This window comes from Stella humosa (genome assembly GCF_006738645.1).
Taxonomy (GTDB): Bacteria; Pseudomonadota; Alphaproteobacteria; order ATCC43930; family Allostellaceae; genus Allostella; species Allostella humosa.
Window position 1 is genome coordinate 1,524,819 of record NZ_AP019700.1, and the last position, 14,435, is coordinate 1,539,253.

Annotated in this window: 14 protein-coding genes; 9 read left to right on the forward strand and 5 right to left on the reverse strand. The window is 72.0% G+C overall.

What is annotated here, in order from left to right; all coding sequences use genetic code 11:
• Nucleotides 1-60 precede the first annotated feature (60 nt).
• Nucleotides 61-909 carry a PIG-L deacetylase family protein gene (locus STVA_RS07145; RefSeq protein ID WP_123689293.1) on the forward strand — a complete coding sequence of 283 codons (849 nt, stop codon included), beginning with the start codon at nt 61-63 and terminating at the stop codon, nt 907-909.
• Here the strand turns inward: STVA_RS07145 and STVA_RS07150 are convergent.
• A complete protein-coding gene (locus tag STVA_RS07150; protein WP_123689292.1) occupies nt 837-1,355 on the reverse strand; it encodes a hemerythrin domain-containing protein in 519 nt (172 codons plus the stop codon). The genes STVA_RS07145 and STVA_RS07150 overlap by 73 nt on opposite strands.
• Before the next feature lie 116 nt (nt 1,356-1,471).
• On the opposite strand from STVA_RS07150, the gene STVA_RS07155 reads away from it, so the two are divergent.
• The 7 genes from STVA_RS07155 (at nt 1,472) to STVA_RS07180 (ending at nt 8,680) form a co-directional block, all read left to right on the forward strand.
• Nucleotides 1,472-2,488: a ketopantoate reductase family protein gene (locus tag STVA_RS07155; RefSeq protein ID WP_123689291.1), complete on the forward strand. Its 1,017-nt coding sequence runs from the start codon at nt 1,472-1,474 to the stop codon at nt 2,486-2,488.
• Between the two features lie 136 nt (nt 2,489-2,624).
• The gene (locus STVA_RS27565) at nt 2,625-2,783 is read left to right on the forward strand and encodes a hypothetical protein (RefSeq protein WP_170216414.1); all 159 of its coding nucleotides are present in this window, start codon (nt 2,625-2,627) and stop codon (nt 2,781-2,783) included.
• A gap of 90 nt (nt 2,784-2,873) precedes the next feature.
• Nucleotides 2,874-4,004 (forward strand): NAD(P)/FAD-dependent oxidoreductase, encoded by a 1,131-nt coding sequence (locus STVA_RS07160; RefSeq protein WP_123689290.1) that lies wholly within the window; start codon nt 2,874-2,876, stop codon nt 4,002-4,004.
• A complete protein-coding gene (locus STVA_RS07165) occupies nt 3,985-4,305 on the forward strand; it encodes a (2Fe-2S)-binding protein (protein WP_123689289.1) in 321 nt (106 codons plus the stop codon). Before STVA_RS07160 ends, STVA_RS07165 begins: the two co-directional genes overlap by 20 nt.
• A complete protein-coding gene (locus STVA_RS07170) occupies nt 4,298-5,689 on the forward strand; it encodes an FAD/NAD(P)-dependent oxidoreductase (protein WP_123689288.1) in 1,392 nt (463 codons plus the stop codon). Before STVA_RS07165 ends, STVA_RS07170 begins: the two co-directional genes overlap by 8 nt.
• On the forward strand, nt 5,686-6,834 hold the full coding sequence (locus STVA_RS07175; protein WP_123689287.1) for an NAD(P)/FAD-dependent oxidoreductase: 1,149 nt from the start codon (nt 5,686-5,688) through the stop codon (nt 6,832-6,834). The genes STVA_RS07170 and STVA_RS07175 overlap by 4 nt, the downstream gene beginning before the upstream one ends.
• A 412-nt stretch (nt 6,835-7,246) precedes the next feature.
• Complete coding sequence (locus tag STVA_RS07180; RefSeq protein WP_197735810.1) at nt 7,247-8,680, forward strand: sigma-54-dependent transcriptional regulator; 1,434 nt, start codon at nt 7,247-7,249, stop codon at nt 8,678-8,680.
• 7 nt (nt 8,681-8,687) lie between these two features.
• Here STVA_RS07180 and STVA_RS07185 read toward each other — a convergent pair whose 3' ends face one another.
• Both STVA_RS07185 and STVA_RS07190 read right to left on the reverse strand, forming a co-directional pair.
• The gene (locus STVA_RS07185; protein ID WP_123689286.1) at nt 8,688-11,066 is read right to left on the reverse strand and encodes a hypothetical protein; all 2,379 of its coding nucleotides are present in this window, start codon (nt 11,064-11,066) and stop codon (nt 8,688-8,690) included.
• A gap of 6 nt (nt 11,067-11,072) precedes the next feature.
• Nucleotides 11,073-11,930, reverse strand: coding sequence for a transporter substrate-binding domain-containing protein (locus tag STVA_RS07190; RefSeq protein WP_123689285.1), 858 nt, complete (start codon nt 11,928-11,930; stop codon nt 11,073-11,075).
• A gap of 136 nt (nt 11,931-12,066) precedes the next feature.
• On the opposite strand from STVA_RS07190, the gene STVA_RS07195 reads away from it, so the two are divergent.
• The gene (locus tag STVA_RS07195; protein ID WP_123689284.1) at nt 12,067-13,053 is read left to right on the forward strand and encodes a glycosyltransferase family 2 protein; all 987 of its coding nucleotides are present in this window, start codon (nt 12,067-12,069) and stop codon (nt 13,051-13,053) included.
• A gap of 4 nt (nt 13,054-13,057) precedes the next feature.
• Here STVA_RS07195 and STVA_RS07200 read toward each other — a convergent pair whose 3' ends face one another.
• The gene (locus tag STVA_RS07200) at nt 13,058-13,729 is read right to left on the reverse strand and encodes a glycosyltransferase family A protein (protein ID WP_170216413.1); all 672 of its coding nucleotides are present in this window, start codon (nt 13,727-13,729) and stop codon (nt 13,058-13,060) included.
• Entirely contained in the window at nt 13,726-14,433 is a 708-nt protein-coding gene (locus STVA_RS07205; RefSeq protein ID WP_123689282.1) for a glycosyltransferase family 2 protein, read from the reverse strand. The genes STVA_RS07200 and STVA_RS07205 overlap by 4 nt, the downstream gene beginning before the upstream one ends.
• Nucleotides 14,434-14,435: the final 2 nt, after the last annotated feature.

The window sequence follows — 14,435 nt, forward strand, 5'->3', positions numbered from 1 at the left end:
TGCCAGGGGCTGGGCAGGCTGGCGTCCAGGGCCTATTCAGGGCCAGGATGTCTTCATGGGATGGCCATGCGCCAGCACCTCTTCCTGTCGCCCCATTTCGATGACGCCGTTGGATCCTGCGGCGGGCTGATCGCGAGGCTGGCCGCCAGGGGGCGCTCGGTTCGCGTGCTGACTGTCTTCGGCGGCCTGCCCGGTGGGACGCTGTCGCCGCTGGCCCGGCGAATACACGAACGTTGGGGCGCAGGGCCGCAACCGGTCGAGGAGCGCCGCCGCGAAGATGCCCGCGCCTGTGCCATGCTGAGCTGCCGGTCGGCGTGGCTGGATATTCCCGATGCGCTCTATCGCCGCGACGATGGTGGCGCCAGTCTCTATGGCGGTTCGGAGATGATCGGCGGGCGGCCGGCGCCGGGCGACGATCGGCTTGCCGATCTGATCGTGCCCGCTGTCCTGGCCGGGCTGGGCGGCAAGCCGGCCACGGTCTACCTGCCGTACGGGTTGGGCGGGCATGTCGACCATGTGCTGTGCCGCGGCCTGGCCGCCCCGCTGATGGCGGCGGGCCTGGCCGTCATACTCTACCGGGACTTCTACTATGCCCAGGGACGGCGATGCTTCGTCGGCCCCTATCGGCGCAGGCGGCTGGCGCCGCCCGAACTGGCCGGCAAGATTGCGGCATTCAGCGAGTACCGCTCGCAGATCCCGATCCTGTTCGGCGACGATGCGGGCATGCGTCGGTATTTCGAAGGCCCAGGCGCGATCGAGGAATACCAGACGGCGGACGCTGCCGCGAGCGGCCTCCGGTCGCCGGGCGATGCCGGCGACCGGCGTGCCGCTGCAAATCAGGCCGCGGCGGCGAGCCTGGTGCCGGAGAAGGTCGGCGTCTCGGGGCTGGGGATGCCCGACTTGGTGTAGCTGGCGGTCAGTTCCTGCTTGCGCGCGGCCATCGTCCGGCCGAGTGCGTCCATGTCCAGGCCGGCCTTGCGGGCCTGCGAGAACATGCCCTCGACCCGCTTCTCCTCTTCCTCGACATGGTGCTTGATCATCTCGGACAGCACCTTGACCTTGGCGTCGAAGAACTCGTCGTCCGGGCTGGTGGCGGCGATCTCGGCCAGCAGCACCTTGGCGCCGTCATGCTCGACATGGGCTTCGTCGAGCAGGTCTTCCTCGATCTTGCCGCGACAGGCCGGATAGAAGACATCCTCCTCGATCTTGGCGTGCACGGCCAGTTCCAGGCAGATCTGGTCGGCCAGCTTGCGCTTGCGCGTGCCGTCCTTGGCCTTCTCGAACTGCTCGAACAATTCCTCTACCTTGCGATGGTCGCTCTTCAGCAGGGCTACGGCATCAGCTTCGCTCGCCATGGGGCAGTGTCCTTTCATGGTGGATTAGCAGGACAAACCAGGGCTCCGCGATTCCGTTCCGGTGGCGCGATCGGGCACGGCGGATTGTGCGGCCGCCCAACCGGAGAAGAGGATCGATGCGCATCTGTATCGTCGGAGCCGGCGCCGTCGGCGGGGTGCTGGGCTTTCGCTTGGCGACCGCCGGGCATGCCGTATCGCTCGTCACCCGCGGCCCGCACCGGGAAGCGATCGACCGTGACGGTCTGGGCCATCTTGGCCGGGATGGCGCCGTGCGCCGGGCCACTTCCGTCCGCGCGGTGGCGCAGGTGGCCGAGGCCGGCCCGCAGGACCTGGTCATCCTCGCCGGCAAGTCGCACCAGATCCCGCCGGTCGCCCCCGACCTGCCGGCTCTCTTCGCGGCGGACACGCCCGTGGTGGCGCTGCAGAACGGCTTGCCCTGGTGGTACTTCCATTGCCATGGCGGTGCGCTGGAGGGCACCCGGCTGGAAACGGTCGACCCTGGCGGCATCGTCTCGCGCCATGTCGACGGGCACCGGGTGATCGGCAGCGTCGCCTGGGGCGCCTACCGGATCGTCGAGCCGGGGGTCGTCGAGGGCGGCGACAGCGAGCGCGACCGCTTCCCCCTGGGCGAGCCCGACGGCACCGTGTCGGCCAGGGTGGAGGCGTTGTCGCGCATGTTCGCCGAGGCCGGCATCCGCGCCCCGGTCGTGCCCGACATCCGGGCCGAGAAGTGGTTCAAGCTGTGGGGCAACGCCGCGCTCAACCCGATCGGCGCGTTGGCCCACGCCACCATCGGGCAGATCTATGCTCATGGCCCGGCGCGCGAACTGGCCCGCAACCTGATGGTCGAGGTGGCCCGGGTGGCCGGCAGCGTCGGCGTCGCGTTCCCGGTGGCGCTCGACGCGCGCCTGGCGAACTCGGCCGCGCTGGGCGCGGTGCGCACCTCCACCCACCAGGACGTGGAGGCCGGCCGCCGGCTCGAGGTCGATGCGCTGGTGGGTGCGGTATCCGAGATCGGCCGGTTGACCGACACGCCGACGCCGCTGCTGGATGCCCTCTACGCCTGTTGCCTGCTGCTGGACCAGGTGATCGCCGATGGCCGGGTTCGCATCGCGACCGAGCCGCTGGAATAACGCCCAAGTCCCGCCACAAATCCCCACCAGGATGCTCGGAGGCGATCACTTTAGCCGATCCATGGCGAAAGGAGATTTCGCGATGTCTCAGCGATTGACCCTCCCTCCGGGCAATCCAGGGCCATACCGTCAGCCTGTGACCATCCCGGACGACAAGGCCGAGCGCGGCGGCTTGGCCGGCGATTCCTTCGACGACCTGATGCAGGCCTGCGACCGGCTGGCCAAAGGGGCCGGCCTGGACCAGGTGCTGGAGCGGCACGAGGCAGTGTTGCGGCGGACCGGCGGCGACCAGTAGCGCCCTATTTTTTGTCCCGCGGCCGATGGCGCCGGTGCGCCCGAGCCGCGTATGGTCATCCGGCGGTGGTGCTGCCGGAGGGCTAGGGGCATGGCGGAGGCCAGTTTCGATTTCGTCGTGGTCGGTGGCGGGGTGGTCGGCTCGTCGATCGGCCTGGGCTTGGCCCGGCGCGGCGCCCGGGTGGCGATCCTCGACCAGGGCGACACCGCGCTGCGTTCATCGCGGGTCAATTTCGGGCTGGTCTGGCTGCAGTCGAAGGGCGACGGCATGCCGGAATATGGCCGCTGGACCCGGCGCTCCGCCGACTTGTGGACCGAGTTCGCGGCCTATCTCCAGGACCTGTCCGGCATCGACCCGGAGCACGAGCAGAAGGGCGGCATCGCCTTCTGCCTGGGCGAGGCGGAGTTCGAACACCGCCGCAACACCATCCAGCGCATGCACAATCAGGTCGAGCCATGGGTCTACGAGACCCGGATGATCGACCGCAAGGCGGTGGAGGCGCTCTATCCCGGCGTCCGCTTCGGGCCCGAGATGGTGGGCGCCTCGTTCGGGCCGCATGACGGCGTGACCAACCCGCTGCGCCTGCTGCAATCGCTGCATGGCGCCCTGAAGCGCGTCGGCATCGCCTACCGCCCGGATGCACCGGCCCAGGCGATCCAGAGCGACGGTGGCGGCTTCGTCATCGACACCCCGGCCGGTCCGTTCCGCGCCGGCAAGGTGGTGCTGGCGGCCGGCCACGGCACGACCGGGCTGGCGGCGACGCTGGGCCTGGAAGCGCCGATCGTGCCCGAGCGCGGCCAGCTCATCATCACCGAGCGGGTGGCGCCGATCCTGCCGATCCCGGCCAGCGGCGTGCGCCAGACGCGCGACGGCACCATCATGATCGGCACGACCCACGAAGCGGCCCCCGACCTCACGACGCGGGCCACCACCGCCAACGCCGTCCATATCGCCGAGCGCATCGTCCGCCTGATCCCCGACATGGCGCGGGTGAAGATGGTGCGCACCTGGCTTGGCCTGCGCGTGCTGTCGCCGGATGGCTTTCCGGTCTACATGGAATCCGAGACCCATCCGGGCGCCTATGTCGCCATCTGCCATTCCGGCAACACCCTGGCGGCCGTCCATGCCAACGACCTGGCGGAGGCGTTCCTCGCCCACCGCCTGCCCGACACGCTCGCACCCTTCCACCCGAGGCGATTCCATGTTTCGCAAGCTGCCTGACCCGGCCTGCGCCACCGTCGCCGTCACGGTCGACGGCCAGGCGATGCGGGTCGCCACCCATGAGACGGCCGCCTCGGCGGCCCTGCTGGCCGCCATGGGTGCGACCCGCACGTCGCCCGTGAACGGCGAGCCACGCGCGCCCTTCTGCATGATGGGCGTCTGCTACGACTGCCTGATGGTGATCGACGGGGTCCCGTCGCGCCAGGCCTGCCTGGTCCCGGTGCGGGACGGCATGCGGATCGAGCGCCAGGCCGGCGCGCGTGCGCTCGCCTTCGGCAGCGCGGAGACGGCCGATGTCTGAGACCTTTGACCTGGTCGTGATCGGCGCCGGCCCGGCCGGGCTGGCGGCTGCCGCCCAGGCGGCCGAACTGGGCCTGTCGGCCGTCGTCGTCGACGAGCAGCCGGAGCCCGGCGGCCAGATCTACCGCGCCGTCGAGCGCGCGACCAAGGGACCGGCTGCCGCCGCCCTTGGCGCGGACTATGCCCATGGCCGCCAGGTCGTGGAGGCGTTCCGGCGCAGCGGTGCCGCCTACCGCCCCGGCCTGCAGGTCTGGCAGGTCGAGCCGTCGGGCGAGGTGCTGGCGAGCGATGGCCAGCGCTCGGTCGCCTTTGCCGGCCGACGCGCCCTGGTCGCGGTCGGTGCCACCGAGCGGCCGGTGCCGATCCCGGGCTGGACGCTGCCCGGCGTGATGGGCGTCGGTGCGGGCCAGATCCTGCTGAAATCGTCGGGCATGGTGCCGGCGGGCGAGACCTGGGTCGTCGGCAGCGGGCCGCTGCCGCTGCTCTACATGCAGCAGATCATCGCGGCCGGCGGCCGGATCGCCGGCTATATCGACACCACGCCGGCCGCCAACGGCTTCCTGGCGGCCCCGCATCTGTCGGCGGCGCTGCGCAACCTCCCCTATCTGCGCAAGGGCCTGAAGCTGCGCGGCGCGCTCCGCCGGTCGGGCATTCCCGGCCATCGCGCCGATGCGGTCGAGGCCGCAGGCGACGGCCGGGTGGAGCGCGTGCGCTTCCGCAGCGGCGGCACCTGGCACGAGAAGCCCTGCGACCTGCTGCTGCTGCACGAGGGCGTGGTGCCCAACGTCCATGTCACCATGGCGATCGGCTGCGCGCATGAATGGGACGAGCGGCAGGAATGCTTCCGGCCGCGGCTCGACGAGTGGGGGTGTACCGACATCGCGGCGATCCTGGTCGCGGGCGACTGCGGCGGGATCGAGGGCGCGCGGGCTGCCGAGGCTCGCGGCCGGCTGGTGGCGCTGGGTGCTGCGGCATCGCTGGGCCGCATCGACGACGCCACCCGCGACCGAATGGCCCGGCCGCTGCGCCGCGAACTGCGCCGGCACCTGCCGATCCGCCCGTTCCTCGATACGCTGTTCCGGCCTCGCCGCGGGCTGACGGCGCCGGCCGACGCCGTGATCGCGTGCCGTTGCGAATCCGTGACGGCGGGCCAGGTGCGCGAAACCGTGCGGATCGGCGCGGTCGGCCCCAACCAGGCCAAGTCCTTCATCCGCTGCGGCATGGGGCCGTGTCAGGGCCGCATGTGCGGCCTGACGGTGACCGGCATCATCGCCGAGGCGACCGGCCGCACCCCGGCCGAGGTCGGCTTCTTCCGCATCCGGCCGCCGCTGAAGCCGTTGACGCTGGGCGAATTGGCGGCGCTGGGCGAAGATTCCGGGACATGACCGTCGAGGCCGATGTCGTCATCGTCGGCGGCGGTCTGCACGGCTGCTCGGCCGCCCTCCACCTGGCCCAGCGTGGCCGGCGCGTCGTCGTGCTGGAGCGCCGCCATGTCGGGCGGCATTCGTCGGGCATCAATGCCGGCGGCGTCCGCACCATGAACCGCGACCCGGCCGAGATCGGCCTGTCGGTCGCCGGCATGGAGCTGTGGCGCCGCATCGGCGAGCTGACCGGCGACGATTGCGCCTTCCATGCCCATGGCCAGATCCGCGTCGCCGAGACGCCGGCCGAACTGGCCAAGGTGGCCGAGCGCGTCGCGATGGTGCGCCGCCTGGGCTTCGAGCATGAGGAACTGATCGAGCGGGACGAACTGCGCCGGCTGGTGCCGGCGATCGCGCCGCACTGCGTCGGCGGGCTGATCGTGCGCGACGACGGCGCCGCCGACCCCTATCGCACGACGCTGGCCTTCGGCCGGCGGGCGGCGGCATTGGGTGCCGAGGTGCGCGAGGGCGAGGGGCTGGTGGCGCTGGAGCGGGCCGGCGCCGACTGGCTGGCGGTGGGCGAGCATGGCCGCTATCGCGCGCCCATCGTGGTGAACGCGGCCGGCGCCTGGGCCGGTGACGTGGCGGCGATGGTGGGCGATGCCGTCGACCTCCGCGTCCGCGCCTCGATGATGATGGTGACCGAGCGGATGCCGCGCTTCCTCGACCCGGTGATCGCGTCGGTGGGCCGCAAGCTGTCCTTCAAGCAGAGCGACGCCGGCACCGTGGTGATCGGCGGCGGCCAGCAAGGGACGGCCGACCGCCATACCGAGAAGACCCGGATCAACTTCGCCAACCTGGCCGGTAGCGCCCGGGCGGCGATCGCGCTATTTCCGCTGATGCAGGGCGCCCGCCTCGTGCGCAGTTGGTGCGGGATCGAGGCCGAGACGGTCGATCATCTGCCGGTGCTGGGCCGCTCGCTCGCCGCCGACGGCATCATCCACAGCTTCGGCTATTCGGGGCACGGGTTTCAGCTCGGGCCGATCTGCGGGTCGGTGGTGGCGGACCTGGCGATCCACGGCGCCACCAACCTGCCGATCGCCGGGCTCGGTCTGGAACGCTTCGCGGCGCAAGCCGCCAACGGGAAGGCCGCGGGCATCGGCCACTAGGCCGGTCCAGGCGCAGGCCCCGCCGATGATCAGCAGGCCCAACCCCGCCAGGCGCGCCGGCGCGCCGCCACGCCCGAGCCCGAGCCCGAGCAGGCCGAGACCGCCCAGCATGGCGACGGCCCCCAGGACGATCTGCAGGGTGGCGATATGTTGCATGCTGCGGCGATCGGCCTGGCGGCAGGAGGGGCGGGATCCGACTGCCATAGCACGCATCCGGGAGAAGTAAATATCCTGATTACTTCTTCTATTGGAGGCATTGGTGCCATCGGGTTCGACATGCGCCAAATCGGCGGCTATAGCTGGCCGTGACGGTCGCCCGGCCCTGGCGCCGGGCTGTCCGGCGGCATAGGTTGCTTGCCTGCCGAGGTTGCCCGCCCGTCAAACCCCCTGGCAACCGTTCGCTGCGGTTGGAATGATGTCGGATTCCCGTCCCCTCGTATTGCTGATCGAAGACACGCCGTCGCTGGCGGCGCTCTATGTCGAATATCTGCGGCGCGAGCCGGTGCGCGTCATGGTGACGACCACCGGGCAGGAGGGGATCGCGGCGATCCGCAGCCAAGCCCCGTCGGCCGTCCTGCTCGACCTCAACCTGCCCGACATGGCGGGCATGGATATCCTGAAGGAGGTGACGACCAACGGCTACGGCTGCTCGGTCATCGTCATCACCGCCCATGGTTCGATCAATACCGCGGTCGAGGCGATGCGCAACGGCGCGCACGACTTCCTGATGAAGCCGTTCGACCCCGACCGGCTGAAGGTGACGCTGCGCAACGGCCTTGCCCATCAGAAGCTGCTGTCGATGGTCGAGACCTATCGCGAGACCTACGATCGCACCGGACTGGCGGGATTGATCGGCACGTCGCTGCCGATGCAGCAGGTCTATCGCATCATCGAGAGCGCGGCCCCCAGCCGGGCCACGGTCTTCATCACCGGCGAGAGCGGCACCGGCAAGGAGCTGTGCGCCGGGGCCATCCATCAATTGAGCCCCCGCCGCACCGGCCCCTACGTCGCGCTCAATTGCGCGGCCATTTCGCGCGAGCTGATCGAGAGCGAGATCTTCGGCCATGTGAAGGGCGCTTTCACCGGCGCCACCGCCGACCGCGACGGCGCCGCCCGGCGGGCCAGCGGCGGCACGCTGTTCCTGGACGAGCTGTGCGAGATGGACCTGTCGCTGCAGAGCAAGCTGCTGCGCTTCCTCCAGACCTCCAGCTTCGTGCGGGTGGGCGGCAACCACGAGGAAACGGCCGACCTGCGCTTCGTCTGCGCCACCAACCGCGACCCACTGGCCGAGGTGCAGGCCGGCCGCCTGCGCGAGGACCTGTTCTACCGGCTGCATGTCGTGCCGATCCACATGCCGCCCTTGCGCGAGCGCGGCGAGGACGTGCTGCTGCTGGCCAACCACCTGCTGACCCGCTTCGCCGAGGAAGAGCGCAAGCGCTTCCGCGGCTTCGCGCCCGAGGTCGAGGCGACGCTGCTGTCCTACGACTGGCCGGGCAATGTCCGCCAGCTTCAGAACGTGATCCGCAACATCGTCGTGCTGCATGACGGCGAGACGGTGCTGCCCCAGATGCTGCCGGTGGCACTGGCATCGAGCGGCGCCAGCCGGACGCCGCCGCTGACGGCAACGACGGTCGCCCACCCGGCCAACGGCAGCGGCGTGGCCGAGGACATCGGCTCGATCCGCCCGCTGGCCGTCATCGAGCGCGACACGATCGAGCGCGCGATCCAGCTCTGCGCCGGCAACATCCCGCGCGCGGCCGAGCTGCTCGACATCAGCCCGTCCACCATCTACCGCAAGCGCCAGCGCTGGATCGAGGAAGGGCTGATCCTGGCCCCGGCTTCGTAGTCGGCGGTCAGCCAGCCCGGCTCCAGATCGCCAGGCCGGGCAGGGGCCGGGCGAAGTGCTCGACCGTCCAGCCGTCCATCGCCGCCGGCATCACGTCGCGCAGGCCGGTCTCGGCGTGCCAGACCGGCACCTCGGACAGGTTGGTGTTGTTGACGACGAGGCGCCCGCCCGGCAGCACGGCCGCGACGGCGGCTGGCCATAGCGTCTGCCATACCTCGGGCCCGTTGCCATGCAGGTCGATGAGGACCAGGGCGAACCGGCGGCCGGATGCCTCCAGGAAATGCCGGCCGTCATCGACGACCAGTTCCACCCCCATGCCGTCCAGATTGTCGGCCGCACCCCGGCGGGCGATGTCGACGCTCGTCACCATGCAGCCCAGTGCCGCCAGCATGGCGGTCAGGTGTCCGCGCGAGGTGCCGATCTCCAGCACCGGCTGGCCGGCAAAGGGGCGGGCGGCGTCCAGGATGCGGGCGGTGGAGACGGCCGACGGCGACTGCCCGGGGTCGCCCCATTGGCCGCGATTGGCCAGCCAGCGGAAGCGCGCCGGCACCGGTGGCTCGCGGGTGCAGTCGGGCAGCATGCCGGCCGCCACCATGCGGCCGAAGTGCGGGTTGTGGCCGTGGAAGGCATAGCTGAAGTGATAGCCCCAGGCCCGGCCCTGGTCGCCGGCCAGGCCGAAGTCGAGCCCGTCCTGCGCGCGCCGGCCGAACGGGAACACGTTCAGCGGGATCGCCAAGGCGCCCGCCTGCTGGAAGGCGACGGCGGCCACGCCCTGCTCTTCCACGTCCCGGCGCCCGTCATGGCCGGCCGGCAGCGGCGGCCGGTCGAGGGCTGCTTCGAAGCCGGCGCGGAAGCCCTGTCCGGGCGGTAGCGAGATCAGGCCCGAATAGAGCAGGAGGGCCCGGTCCACCTGGTCCTTGTAGACGCCATAGGCGCGCGCGGGGATGCAGCGATCGTCCTGCGTCACGCGCAGGCGGTCGCGGCCCTCGCACCACGCCTCGAACCAGTCCGGCGCGCCGGTGATCACCATGTCGCCGTCGAGTATCCATTCGGGCGCGTCCGGGCGGACGCGCTCGGGAAACCACTTCCACCAGTAGCCATAGCGGTCGGGATAGCAGCCGGCGGCGCCCAGCCGGCCCGCGAGCCAGGGGTTGTCGGCAGCGGCGACCGGCCACAGCTCCACCGGCTGCTCGGCATGGGCCAGGATCGCGCGCGCCCGCGCGCCGGAGATACCGTTGGTGCAGAGGCAATAGTCGACCCGGTCGCCGAAGAGGCGGGTGGCGAGCGCGATGGCGGCCTGCGTCACCACGTCGTCCTGCCCGTCGCCCTTGATCCAGCGGATGACCGGGCGCGTGCCGGCCGAGAAAGGGCGCCGGGCCGCCTGGCGCCGGGCGGCGTCCGTCTCGGCCATGCGCCGGGCGAGCGGCAGGTGGCCGTCCTCGGCGCGGTCCGATTGCAGGCGGGCTTCCTCCTCCAGCACCTCGGCCGGGATCGCCGTGCCCCGATGCCAGCGCTGGATGGCGGTCAGGGGAAGCCCGGCCCGCACCTCGACCTTCAGCCAGGCGACGTCGCCGGCCGCGGCAATGGCGGGCCAGGGGGAGTCCGCCGGCAGCAGGCAGAGCTGGACGAGATAGTGGCCGGGCTCGGGCGGGGCTGCCATCCATCCATCCATCCAGAAGCGCCCGCCCGGTGCCAGCGCGACGGGCGGCGGCGTGCGACCGTCGGCGACCGGCCCGCGATCGGCCAGGCGCAGCCAGCGATGCCCGAGCCGCGCCGGGCCGTCGCCCTCCAGCGTCCAGCCGGCCAGGCCGTCATTGTCGAGGCGCAGGCGGGTCGGGAAGGTGGCGCCGCTCGGTACCCGCAGGGGATGGCGCAGGACCGTGATCCGGCCCAGCGGTCGGAACCGGTCCATGGCGCGCTGCCGGCGATGATGCTCGAGCGGGTGGATCGCGGCCAGGTCGATGCCGGGATGGGCTGCCAGATAGTCCGCGGTGGCGAAGCTCGGGCCCGGGTCCCGGCCGTCGCGCGCGCCGTGGTGCCAATAATGCAGGGCCGGGTCCATGCCGCTGCGGGCGACGTCGGGATAGGCTTCCAGATACCAGGCCGGGTCGAACAAGGGATGCGGGCTGCGCCGGGCCGGATGGCCGCGCAGGTAATGTGCCAGCGGATCGCCGGCCCCCAGTTCGGGGTGCTGGCTGCGATACCAGGGCAGGTGGAAGAAGGGGTGGGGCGCGATCCCCGCCCGGACCCCGCTTGCCAGGTAGTGGCGGGCGGCCTGCGTCCGGGTCGCCAACTGCCGGCCGATGGCGGCGCAGTAGCCGCGCGCGTCGAAGAAGGGCGAGCGGGCGACGGCGTCGATCTGGGCTTCGGCGGGCTCCTGCGGCATGGGCGGTCAGCGCACCTGGGCTGGGGCCGTGGCCAGGTCCCAGGCGGCGAGGGCCGCATCGACCTGGGCCGGCTCCACGAAGCGGCGCACCGATCGCTCGACGATGCGGTCGCGCCTGGCCCGGGCGATGGCCGCGTCGACATAGGCCACCCATTCGGGCTCTTGCTGCCGCATGCCGGCGCCGCGATGGCCTAGCTGGTAGGGCTCGCCCAGCAGGCGGACGCGCGGGTTCTTGTTTCCCAGCGCCTGCAGCACTGCCTGGTCGTGGGCAAAGCCGGCGCCGCGCCCCTGGAGAAGTGCCTGCAGCCCCTCCGACACCGTGTCGAGCGGCAGCAGCGTCGCCTCCGGCAGGTTGCGCTCGAACCAGCCGACCTGCCAGGTGCCCCGGATGACGATGACCGTCTTCCCGCCCAGGTCGTCGAGGCGGCCGAGCGGCCCGTCGGCGGCCACCAGCATGTCGCTGACCCCCCAGGCATAGGGCGCGGAGAAGGCGATCTGGCGCGCCCGCTCCTCGTTGATGCTGAAGGTGGCGAGGACGAGGTCGAGCCGGCGGCCGACCAGCCAGGGGATGCGGTTGGCGGCGCTGACGCAGATCACGTCGATGCGGTCGGGCCGGCCGAAGGCATAGGCGGCGATCTGCCGGGCGAGGTCGACTTCGATGCCGGCCGGGCGACCGCTCTGGTCGACGAAGCCGTCCGGCGGGTAGTCGCAGTTGACGCCGACGCGCAGCAGCCCGTGACGCTTGATGTCGGCCGGCAGCGGCGGCAGGTCCTGGGCGATCGCCGTGGCCGGGATGCCAAGGATCACGGGAAATGCCAGTATCAGGAAGCAGAGCGGACCGAGGCGGCGCAACCAACCATGCATCTGGCAGCTCCCTGGCCTCCCTTGCCGCGGGGAAGCTGGCCGAACTCTATGGGAGGATCGCCGTCGGGGTCCACAACCTAGCGGATGGGGGCGTCACTTGGGCCAATCAGCCGGCGGGCCGGCATGCGAAACCGCGGTGGCGCTGACCGTCTTCAACCGGCCGGGGCCGACGCGGGCCGTCTTCGCGGCCATCCGTGCCGCCCGGCCGCCCCGCCTGTTCCTGTTCGCAGACGGTCCGGCCGATGCCCCCGGCGTTGCCGAGGCGCGGGCGGCCGTGGCCGACGTCGACTGGCCCTGCCGGGTCGAACGCGACTATTCGGCGGTCAATCTCGGCTGCCGGCAGCGTCAGGCCTCGGCCTTCTCGGCTGTTTTCACCGCGGTCGATCAGGCGATCCTGCTCGAGGACGACTGCCTGCCGCAGCCGGGCTGCCTTGCCTGGTGCCAGGCGATGCTGGACCGCTACCGCGACGAGCCGCGGGTGATGATGGTGACGGCCAGCAACCCGCTTGAAGAATGGCAGGCGGACCGCCAGTCGCACCATTTCGCCCATTACGGCAGTTCGTGGGGCTGGGCCACCTGGCGACGGGCCTGGGCTGCCTTCCGTGACCCGCCGGACGATCATCGCGCGCCCGATGCCCTGGCCCGGCTGGCTCGTGTCCTGCCCGACGCCGACGAGCAGCGGCGCCATCTGGCCGGCGTCGACCGGGTGCTGGCCGGCATCTGGTCGACCTGGGACGTGCAGTGGGAGCATGCGCGCCTGCTGGCGGGCGGGCTGGCGGTCGTGCCGGCGCGCAACATGGTCGACAATCTCGGGCTCGGTGCGGGCGCCACCCACACCGGCCGCTCGACGCCGCTGGATGCGGTGCGTCGGGCCTATCCGGCGCCTTCGGCCCTTCGTCCGCCCCCGGCCGTGGCCGCCGATGGGGCCTATGACCGGCTGGTCTACGAGCAGCGCAGCGGCAACCTGTCGCCGGCCGGCATCGCCTTGTGGGCCGATCGCCTGATCGGGCGCGGACGGGCGGTGCAGGCGCTGGCGATGGTGCGGGGCGGCCAGCGCCGGCACGGCGGCGACCCGGCACTGGCGGCACTGGCGGCCCGGGCGCTGGCGGCACTCGGCCGCTGACGGATCAGCCCTCGTCCGTGCCGGCCCGCCGGTCGCGCAGGCGCCGGGCGATCACCGCGAAGGCGGCCGCGCGGTTGACGGCAGGGTCGGCCGACAGGGCGTCGGCCCGCAGCGTCTTCAGCAGCAGGACCGCCGGGTCGGCCACGCGCCGGCAGCCGGCCGCGTCGGCCCGCACGAACCAGTCCATGTCGCAGCCCATGCCGAGCGTCGGGTCGAACGGGCCGACGCGGTCGAACAGCGCGCGCGGCGCCACCAGCGTCCCCGGCGTGCGCCCCAGGCGCGGCAGCCCGCGGGGACCGTCGATCGGCGTGCCGTCCGCATCGTCGGCCACGAAGCGCAGGTGGGCGACGCCATAGGCGGTCTCGTCGGGGCCTGCGAGGTCGGCCGCCTGGCGGGCCAGTTTGTCCGGCATCCAGCGGTCGTCATGGTCGAGGAACGCGACCAGTCGGCCACGCGCCTCTGCCAGCGCCAGATTGCGGGCGTCGGCCAAGCCGCGGCCGGACTGTTCAACGACCCGGGCACCCCACTGCCGCGCGATCTCCGCCGTGCCGTCCGTCGACCGTCCGTCGACCACCAGCACCTCGTCCGGCTGGCGGGTCTGGGCGCGGATGCTGGCCAGCGCGCGCGGCAGCCGCAGGGCGCCGTCGCGCACGCAGACGACGGCGGTGATCGTCACGGGACCGCCCCCGCGCGCCGCGCGCGCAGGGTCCGGGCAAGGATGACCGGCCAGCGCCGCAGATGATCGGCCGTCCGGACCGGCGGCTCCATCTTGTCCATCAGCGATCCGTGCCCGCGCCGGTAGTAGAGGGTGACGTCGGGCAGGGTCGTCCGCACCGCGCCGGCGGCACGCGCCCGGACCCAGAAGTCGACGTCCTCGGCGGTGCGCATGGTTTCGTCGAAGCCGCCCAGGCGGGCGACCAGTTCGCGCCGGAAGAGGGCGCTGCCCAGGTTGAAGCCGCCCGCGACCTTGCCGAGAAGGGTGGCGGGACCGTCCGTTTCGCCCTCGACGGTGTCCCGGAATCGCCGCACCTGGCCGTGCGCGGCCTCGCAGGCGGGGTCGGCCTCGATCGCGGCCAGCAGGATGGCCAGGCTGTGCCGCGGCCAGATGTCGTCGGCGTCGAGGAAGGTCACGAAGCGCCCGCGGGCGACGGAAAGCCCCCGGTTGCGGGCGGCGGACGGCCCCTTGTTCGCTTGGTGCAACAGGACGACCGGCAGGGCGGCACGGGACAGCCGCGTGGCCGGGTCGTCCTGCGACCCATCATCGACCGCGATGACCTCGATATCGTCGATCCCCTGGCGGGCGATGCTGGCGATCGCCTCCAGCAACAGGTCGCCCGCGTCGAAGATCGGCACGACGACGCTCACCAGCGGGTGGGCCATGC

Coding starts and splice junctions, on each gene's coding strand:
- STVA_RS07160 (WP_123689290.1), top strand. CDS start 2,874: ATGGCGGAGGCCAGTTTCGATTTCGTCGTGGTCGGTGGCGGGGTGGTC.
- STVA_RS07170 (WP_123689288.1), top strand. CDS start 4,298: ATGTCTGAGACCTTTGACCTGGTCGTGATCGGCGCCGGCCCGGCCGGG.
- STVA_RS07205 (WP_123689282.1), bottom strand. CDS start 14,433: ATGGCCCACCCGCTGGTGAGCGTCGTCGTGCCGATCTTCGACGCGGGC.
- STVA_RS07185 (WP_123689286.1), bottom strand. CDS start 11,066: ATGCCGCAGGAGCCCGCCGAAGCCCAGATCGACGCCGTCGCCCGCTCG.
- STVA_RS07175 (WP_123689287.1), top strand. CDS start 5,686: ATGACCGTCGAGGCCGATGTCGTCATCGTCGGCGGCGGTCTGCACGGC.
- STVA_RS07190 (WP_123689285.1), bottom strand. CDS start 11,930: ATGCATGGTTGGTTGCGCCGCCTCGGTCCGCTCTGCTTCCTGATACTG.
- STVA_RS07155 (WP_123689291.1), top strand. CDS start 1,472: ATGCGCATCTGTATCGTCGGAGCCGGCGCCGTCGGCGGGGTGCTGGGC.
- STVA_RS07145 (WP_123689293.1), top strand. CDS start 61: ATGGCCATGCGCCAGCACCTCTTCCTGTCGCCCCATTTCGATGACGCC.
- STVA_RS07150 (WP_123689292.1), bottom strand. CDS start 1,355: ATGGCGAGCGAAGCTGATGCCGTAGCCCTGCTGAAGAGCGACCATCGC.
- STVA_RS07180 (WP_197735810.1), top strand. CDS start 7,247: ATGATGTCGGATTCCCGTCCCCTCGTATTGCTGATCGAAGACACGCCG.
- STVA_RS07165 (WP_123689289.1), top strand. CDS start 3,985: ATGTTTCGCAAGCTGCCTGACCCGGCCTGCGCCACCGTCGCCGTCACG.